Here is a 7183-nt window from a genome sequence, read left to right as displayed (position 1 = left end):
GCTAGCTGTGATCTCTCTGTAGGTTGTTCACTCGGGGCTTTTCCGGGAAATTGGAGGTGCGAACCAAACCAAGCTCCGGGAGGCCCCGAGTGAACACTCACAAAAATGCCCGATTAACCGTTTGTGGTCGAGCCCTTCTTGTTCAAAGAATCACTAAGGAAGGCCTGAGACCTGTTGAGGTAGCCCAGTCCCAGGGAGTCAGTGTTCGCACTGTCTACAAGTGGCTTAACCGCTATCGAACAGAAGGCGAGGAAGGGCTGCAGGATCGTTCGTCCCGCCCCAAATCTTGTCCGCATGCTCTTCCTGCAAAGTGCCAGGAACAAGTGATTGAGTTACGCCATCTGCGAAGAACCTATCGCCAAATCAGCCAGTTTTTGAACGTGGGACATAGCACTGTAGGCAGGATATTGAGCCGCTCGGGCCTCAATCGCCTGGCTTATCTGGAGCCGCCAATCCCGGTCATTCGCTACGAATATCCTCGGCCCGGGGGCTTGCTGCACCTGGATATCAAGAAGCTGGGACGTTTTTACAAGCCGGGCCATCGAGTGACAAAAGACCGCCTGAAAGGTCGTTCCTACCATGTGGGTTGGGAGTACGTGCATGTTGCCATCGACGATAACAGCCGAGTGGCGCACAGCAGTTTGCACCAAGACCAGAGCGGGCGTAGCGCCTGTCTCGCGCTGATCAAGGCCCTGCGCTACTACGCAAGCCTTGGCGTTCGTTTCGAACGGGTAATGACCGATAACGGCCCGTGCTACAAGTCCGGACGCTTCAAGCGTCTATGCCGTCGCTTAGCTCTGAAACATATCTATACCAAGCCCTACACGCCGCGTACTAACGGCAAGGCAGAGCGGTTTATCCAGACCTCTCTGCGCGAATGGGCGTATGCCAGAAGCTATGAAAGCTCAGATCAGCGCGCGGCATACTTGCCGGCGTGGTTGCATGAGTACAACTGGCATCGCCCACATGCCAGTCTGAGTTATTTACCGCCGATTAGCCGGATAGCTTCTGTGAACAACCTGGTGGGTTTACACAGCTAGCTCGCTCCTACCGGGATCGGGGTCAGGCAGCTGCTGGCACACCACTGTGAAAGCGAAACTCAACATCCGGCGACTCGATCAATTCCTTTTCAGCTGCACGGACCTTGTCGATCACCTGAGCAATGTCCTTGGCATCCCCATACTGGTAGGCCAGTTTGAGATAACCCTGGAAGTGCCGGGCTTCGCTTTTGAGCAGGCCGAAGTAAAACTTGCCCAGCTCTTCGTCCAGATGCGGTACCAGTGCCTCAAAACGCTCGCAGCTGCGGGCCTCGATGAATGCCCCCACCACCAGCGTATCCACCAGTTTCACGGGTTCGTGACTGCGTACCACCTTGCGCAGGCCCGATGCATAACGCCCCGCAGACAACTGACGCAGTCCGATCTTGCGCTTTTTCATCAGGCGCATGACTTGCTCGTGGTGCACCAGCTCTTCCCGGGCCAGCCTCGACATCATGTTGATCAGATCAACATGGGAGTGATATTTGGCGATCAGGCTCAGTGCGGTGCTGGCGGCTTTGAATTCGCAATTCTTGTGGTCGATCAGCAGGGTTTCCTGATCAGCCAGCGCTGCCTGGACCCAGCCGTCGGGCGTGCGACAGCCAAGGAACTCGTGAATTTCGGGAAGGATCATGGGGCCTACGGGATAAAAGGTTCAAAACGAAGGGCGCCGATTATACCGGCCTGTCGGCAGACCACCAGCCGCCGACCGTTGATATGCGTCAACACCGTGATTGACGAGCAGCAACTATAGTTGTGCAACGCCGTGCTTTTTCATTTTCAGGAGATCCCGCTCATGCAAGCCATACGCAGCATTCTGGTGGTCATCGACCCCGAACATTCGGAAAGCCTGGCGCTCAAACGGGCCAAATTGATAGCCGGCGTGACCCAGGCGCATTTGCATCTGCTGGTTTGCGATCCGAAACATGATCACGCCGGTATGCTTGGGGTGCTCAGGGCGGCTTTGGAGCAGGACGGCTACAGCGTTACCACTGAACAGGCGTGGAACCAGAGCCTGCACGAAACCATCGTCGATGTGCAGCAGGCGGAAGGTTGTGGGCTGGTGATCAAGCAGCACTTTCCCGACGGCGCATTGAAAAAGGCGCTACTGACACCCGCCGACTGGAAGTTGCTGCGCCATTGCCCTACCCCGGTGCTGCTGGTAAAAACCGCAGGCTCCTGGAAAGACAAGGTGATTCTGGCGGCCATCGACGTCGGCAATCTGGAAACTGAGCACCGCCACCTGCACAACACCATCATCGATCACGGCTATGACATCGCCACCCTGGCCAAGGCCAAGCTCCATGTGATCAGCGCCCATCCTTCACCGATGTTGTCGGCAGCCGACCCCTCGCTGCAACTGAGCGAAACCATCGAGGCCCGTTATCGCGAGCATTGCAAGGCATTCCAGGCGGAATTCGACATCGATGACGAACACCTGCACATCGCCGAAGGCCCGGCGGATGTGCTGATTCCATTCATGGTGCACAAGCTGGAGGCGGCGGTGATCGTGATCGGCACCGTGGCGCGCAGCGGCTTGTCGGGGGCCTTGATCGGCAATACGGCGGAAGTGGTGCTCGATGCGGTGGAGAGCGATGTGCTGGTGCTCAAGCCGCAGGAGATTGAAGATCATCTGGATGAGTTGGCAAGCAAGCATTGAGGCGTGTGGCGTCTGACGAATTGCCTTCGCGGGCAAGCCTTAATGCCAGTCAGTTAAGCGATGAAGGTCAACTGTAGGAGCGAGCTTGCTCGCGAAAAACGTTAACGATAACGCGGAAATTCTGAATGAACGCGGCGTCCTGAAATTTTTCACGAGCAAGCTCGCTCCTACAAATGCCTTAACTGACCGGCATTAGGGCAAGCCTCGCTCCTACAGGTATCGCGGCGACCACAGAATTTGCGATCAACTGAATTCAAGGCTGCAGGGTTCCCCTGCAACATGGAATCTCCCACAGGGGATAATGTTTCAGGCAACAAAAATGGGCATCCGATTTGATCGGTATGCCCATTTTTTATTGCGGCCCTCCCTGTTCGAGAAGGAGGTTGGCGCAATTACGGATTGACGCTGTCTTTCAACGATTTGCCTGGCTTGAAGGCGACGGTGTTGCTGGCCTTGATTTTGACGGGCTCACCGGTTTGCGGGTTTTTGCCGGTGCGGGCGCCTCGGTGACGTTGCAGGAAGGTGCCGAAGCCCACTAGCGTCACGCTGTCTTTGCGGTGCAGGGCACCGGTGATTTCTTCCAGGACGGCGTTGAGAACGCGGTTGGCCTGCTCTTTGGTGAGGTCTGCTTTTTCAGCAATTGCTGCGGCGAGTTCTGGTTTACGCATATTAGTGAAGCCCCTTTGACGGTTTTTTGTTGTTATGTCCGTGCTGCTCTCTGCGGAGCAGCGCCCAAAGCGCCGCAGGTGCTCTACTCTGCGGCAGACGGGAGTGAGAATGGCACGCACGGAAGAGCCGCGCCAGTATCGATGCGGCCTTTATATGGGCAACTTGAGGGTGATTCCGACAGAACGACTGGTATTTACGCCAGCAGAGCCGGAAGCTCTTTGTTCAGGGCCAGTTTTTCCATCACCGCCGCGCCTGTCAGGGCATAACCGAGCAGTTGGCCGTTGGCGTCACGGCATAACACCTTGATGTCGGCGCCCTGCCCTTCGACGGTCCAGACACCTTCTGCGCCCCGTGCTGGCGGAGATACCACCAGTGGGCACACCGGTGTTTTGACGGTGATTGGCATCGGGCCATAAGTGACCACGGTCGGGTTGCCGGCAAGGGTCTGGGCCAGCGCTCGCGCACAGCTCATCAGGGGCATCACATACAACAGATTCAGCCCATCGACCTCGGCGCAATCGCCCAACGCATAAATATTGGCGTGAGAGGTTTTCAGGTGCCGGTCGACCATCACTCCCCGATTGACCTGCAAACCGGCAGCGGAGGCCAGATCGATCCGTGGACGCAGGCCAATGGCAGACACCACGACGTCACACCCGATCACCTGACCATCCGACAGGTGCGCTTCCAGGCCATCAGCCACTCGCTGCAAGCGAGTCAGTACCGGGCCCAGGTGGAAGCGTGCACCGAGACTTTCCAGCCCCGCCTGCACCGCTGCGGCCGCCGCCGGGTGCAACAGGGTCGGCATGACCTGCTCGCACGGTGCAACCAGTTGCACCTCGTAGCCACCCAGGCTCAGGTCGTTGGCGAATTCGCAACCAATCAGGCCGGCACCCAGTAGCAACACCCGACGTTTACCGGCCGCGGCCACGCGAAAACGTGCGTAGTCTTCCAGGTCATTGATCGGGAACACGCAGTCCGCCGCATCGCCTTCAATAGGCACACGTATGGTTTCAGCGCCCCAGGCCAGGATCAGGTCGCGGTAATTCACCGCTTCTTCACCGATCCACAGGCGCTTGTGGCCCGGGTCTATTCCGCTGATGCGTGTATGGGTGCGTATTTCGGCCTTCAATTGTTCAGCCATGGCGCCGGGTTCGGCCATGCTCAGGCCATCGGCGTCCTTGTTTTTGCCGAAGCCTGTGGAAAGCATCGGCTTGGAGTAAGAGCGTCCGTCATCGGCGGTAATCAGCAGCAGCGGGGTTTCGCCATCGAGTTTGCGAAACTCCCGGGCCAGGTTGTAGCCAGCAAGGCCGGTACCAACGATCACGACAGGTGCGTTCATTCCTTACTCCTTTGGATGTCTTAGTTGATTTCGATCATTTCGAAATCCATTTTGCCGACGCCGCAATCCGGGCACAGCCAGTCTTCCGGTACGTCCTGCCACTGGGTGCCAGGCGCAATGCCGTCATCCGGCCAGCCGTCGGCTTCGTTGTAGATCAGGCCGCAGACCACACATTGCCACTTTTTCATTCAGGTACTTCCTCAGTTCAGGCGTTTTGCAGGCGCGAACGGTCGATGTTTGGAGCGCTGCCGTTCGGCTCAGGGCGTTTTGTATAGAGGGGGCCGGACAGATGCAAGCCTGTTCGAAGCAACGGGGCGCCCGATCACTCAAATTTATAAGCTGACATGTTAAGCTCGCCGCCTCCTTTGCTGCCAATAATGACTCACTGTGCCGCACTCAAAATCCCCCCACCCAACGCCGCTCTGGCTTCCTCAAAGCCTGCTGACGCCCCTCCCCGACCCGATTGCCCTCGACTGGCTGTTCGATGAAGGCTCACTGACTCGACGCCTGACCCATCTGTCGAACGACGGATTCAGCGTCACGCCGCTGTTCGAAGGCTGGCAAACCCTGCGCGACGATGAATGCGCCGCGCTGGACCTGGCCGAGGGCAGTGAAGGCTGGGTGCGCGAGGTGTATTTGCGTGGGCATGGCGAGGCATGGGTATTTGCTCGCAGCGTCGCAGCACGTAGCGCGTTGCAGGGCGACGGCTTGCACATGGACGAACTGGGCAGCCGCTCTTTGGGCGAACTGTTGTTTTGCGACCATGCCTTCCAGCGTCGCGCCATCGAGGTTTGCCACTATCCTCAAGCGTGGCTACCGGTCCAAGTGCAGGCTCCAGCGCTATGGGGCCGCCGTTCGCGCTTTGATCGCGGCACCTTGAGCGTGCTGGTGGCCGAAATCTTCCTGCCGACCCTGTGGAGCGCCGCTCGCGCCCATCCGGAGAATTGCTGATGTACCAGAGCCTGCTCAAGTCCTTGAACCGCGTGAATCCACGGGCGTGGGACTTCATTCAGCTGACGCGCATGGACAAGCCGATCGGCATTTACCTGCTGTTGTGGCCGACGCTGTGGGCGCTGTGGATTGCCGGCAAGGGTTCGCCATCGCTGGCCAACATCGTGATATTCGTCCTCGGCGTGGTACTGACTCGCGCCGGTGGTTGCGTGATCAACGATTGGGCGGACCGCAAGGTCGACGGCCATGTGAAGCGCACAGAACAACGGCCATTGGTCAGCGGCAAGATCAGCTCCAAGGAAGCCCTAGTGTTCTTCGCGCTGCTGATGGGTGTGAGTTTCCTGCTGGTGCTGTGTACCAATGCCACCACCATCTGGCTGTCGCTCGGCGGTCTGGCGCTGGCGTTCAGTTACCCGTTCATGAAGCGCTACACCTACTACCCGCAAGTGGTGCTGGGTGCGGCGTTTTCCTGGGGAATGCCCATGGCGTTCACCGCCGAAACCGGAGAACTGCCTGCAGCGGCCTGGCTGCTGTACATCGCCAACCTGATGTGGACGGTGGGCTACGACACTTATTACGCGATGACCGACCGCGATGACGACTTGAAGATCGGCGTGAAATCCACGGCGATCCTGTTTGGCGAGGCAGACCGGGTGATCATCCTGACCTTGCAAGGCCTGGCGCTGAGTTGTTTGCTGCTGGCCGGTTCGAAATTTGAACTGGGTGGCTGGTTCCACCTTGGGCTGGCGGTAGCCGCGGGCTGTTTTGCCTGGGAGTTCTGGTACACCCGTGGCAAGGACCGGATGCGCTGTTTCAAGGCGTTTCTGCACAACCACTGGGCCGGGTTGGCGATCTTTATCGGGATCGTGCTGGATTACGCGTTGCGTTAAAAAACGCATGCAATTGCTTTCTGTAGGAGCAAGGCTTGCCCGCGAAGGCGATCTCGAGAACACCTTCGCGGGCAAGCCACGCTCCTACGAAAAGCTCAGCGTACGTGGTTACTTCTGCGATTCGTGAACCACGTGCCAGACGTCCTTCATTTTGTCGCCGGTCATGTCTCCCGGCGCCTTGTCTTTCACGAAGGTGTACAGCGGTTTGCCGTCATAGGCGTACTGCATATGGCCATCATCACGCTTGATGACGCTCCACTTGCCATCGGCCTTGGCGCCCGCCGGAGCCATCATCGGCGGCCAGTTCTTGGCGCACTCGTCGTTGCACATCGACTTGCCGCCCGAGTCTTTGTCGAACGTGTACAGCGTCATGCCTTTATGGTCGACCATCATCCCGCCTTTCATCATCGCCGGGTCGGCAGCGAACGCCAGTGTCGGCAACGTTAGCGCAGCAGTGACCAGCAGAGCCTTCCAGGATTGAGCAATGTGAGTCATGGAAACCTTCCGTTTGTGGTTGTCAGGGTTCGGACTTAGAGCTTAGTTCAGGTTCGCTACAATCGCAGGGCAACTAAAATACTGTCACACGACTGCAATAATTCCGTTATCTAATGCGGCGCAAGACAGTTAAATGACA

Annotated in this window: 9 protein-coding genes; 4 read left to right on the top strand and 5 right to left on the bottom strand. The window is 57.9% G+C overall.

The window, feature by feature from the left end:
- Positions 1 to 89 precede the first annotated feature (89 nt).
- Positions 90 to 1040, top strand: a complete 951-nt coding sequence (locus ACRESJ_RS20425) for an IS481 family transposase (protein ID WP_431759507.1) — start codon at positions 90 to 92, stop codon at positions 1038 to 1040.
- A gap of 22 nt (positions 1041 to 1062) precedes the next feature.
- Here ACRESJ_RS20425 and ACRESJ_RS20420 read toward each other — a convergent pair whose 3' ends face one another.
- The gene (locus tag ACRESJ_RS20420; RefSeq protein WP_431759506.1) at positions 1063 to 1671 is read right to left on the bottom strand and encodes a tRNA-(ms[2]io[6]A)-hydroxylase; all 609 of its coding nucleotides are present in this window, start codon (positions 1669 to 1671) and stop codon (positions 1063 to 1065) included.
- A gap of 162 nt (positions 1672 to 1833) precedes the next feature.
- On the opposite strand from ACRESJ_RS20420, the gene ACRESJ_RS20415 reads away from it, so the two are divergent.
- Positions 1834 to 2697, top strand: a complete 864-nt coding sequence (locus tag ACRESJ_RS20415; protein ID WP_431759505.1) for a universal stress protein — start codon at positions 1834 to 1836, stop codon at positions 2695 to 2697.
- A gap of 392 nt (positions 2698 to 3089) precedes the next feature.
- Here ACRESJ_RS20415 and ACRESJ_RS20410 read toward each other — a convergent pair whose 3' ends face one another.
- From ACRESJ_RS20410 to ACRESJ_RS20400, 3 genes are all read right to left on the bottom strand, one after another.
- Positions 3090 to 3365 (bottom strand): HU family DNA-binding protein, encoded by a 276-nt coding sequence (locus ACRESJ_RS20410; protein ID WP_003213368.1) that lies wholly within the window; start codon positions 3363 to 3365, stop codon positions 3090 to 3092.
- Between the two features lie 194 nt (positions 3366 to 3559).
- On the bottom strand, positions 3560 to 4708 hold the full coding sequence (locus ACRESJ_RS20405) for an NAD(P)/FAD-dependent oxidoreductase (protein ID WP_431759504.1): 1149 nt from the start codon (positions 4706 to 4708) through the stop codon (positions 3560 to 3562).
- Between the two features lie 20 nt (positions 4709 to 4728).
- Positions 4729 to 4896: a rubredoxin gene (locus tag ACRESJ_RS20400; RefSeq protein ID WP_074872076.1), complete on the bottom strand. Its 168-nt coding sequence runs from the start codon at positions 4894 to 4896 to the stop codon at positions 4729 to 4731.
- Positions 4897 to 5095: 199 nt separating this feature from the next.
- Between ACRESJ_RS20400 and ACRESJ_RS20395 the strand changes: the two genes are divergently transcribed.
- Both ACRESJ_RS20395 and ubiA read left to right on the top strand, forming a co-directional pair.
- Positions 5096 to 5659, top strand: coding sequence for a chorismate--pyruvate lyase family protein (locus ACRESJ_RS20395; protein ID WP_431759503.1), 564 nt, complete (start codon positions 5096 to 5098; stop codon positions 5657 to 5659).
- Complete coding sequence (gene ubiA / locus ACRESJ_RS20390; RefSeq protein ID WP_431759502.1) at positions 5659 to 6549, top strand: 4-hydroxybenzoate octaprenyltransferase; 891 nt, start codon at positions 5659 to 5661, stop codon at positions 6547 to 6549. Before ACRESJ_RS20395 ends, ubiA begins: the two co-directional genes overlap by 1 nt.
- Before the next feature lie 108 nt (positions 6550 to 6657).
- Here the strand turns inward: ubiA and ACRESJ_RS20385 are convergent, their stop codons facing one another.
- Positions 6658 to 7044, bottom strand: coding sequence for a COG4315 family predicted lipoprotein (locus tag ACRESJ_RS20385; RefSeq protein ID WP_431759501.1), 387 nt, complete (start codon positions 7042 to 7044; stop codon positions 6658 to 6660).
- Between the last annotated feature and the right edge of the window lie 139 nt (positions 7045 to 7183).

The organism is Pseudomonas sp. (genome assembly GCF_050739655.1).
Classification (GTDB): Bacteria; Pseudomonadota; Gammaproteobacteria; order Pseudomonadales; family Pseudomonadaceae; genus Aquipseudomonas.
The sequence above is the reverse complement of the archived record's forward strand: the minus strand, read 5'-3'. Positions and strand labels throughout refer to the sequence as shown.

Coding starts and splice junctions, on each gene's coding strand:
- ACRESJ_RS20420 (WP_431759506.1), bottom strand. CDS start 1,671: ATGATCCTTCCCGAAATTCACGAGTTCCTTGGCTGTCGCACGCCCGAC.
- ACRESJ_RS20415 (WP_431759505.1), top strand. CDS start 1,834: ATGCAAGCCATACGCAGCATTCTGGTGGTCATCGACCCCGAACATTCG.
- ACRESJ_RS20410 (WP_003213368.1), bottom strand. CDS start 3,365: ATGCGTAAACCAGAACTCGCCGCAGCAATTGCTGAAAAAGCAGACCTC.
- ACRESJ_RS20405 (WP_431759504.1), bottom strand. CDS start 4,708: ATGAACGCACCTGTCGTGATCGTTGGTACCGGCCTTGCTGGCTACAAC.
- ACRESJ_RS20400 (WP_074872076.1), bottom strand. CDS start 4,896: ATGAAAAAGTGGCAATGTGTGGTCTGCGGCCTGATCTACAACGAAGCC.
- ubiA (WP_431759502.1), top strand. CDS start 5,659: ATGTACCAGAGCCTGCTCAAGTCCTTGAACCGCGTGAATCCACGGGCG.
- ACRESJ_RS20385 (WP_431759501.1), bottom strand. CDS start 7,044: ATGACTCACATTGCTCAATCCTGGAAGGCTCTGCTGGTCACTGCTGCG.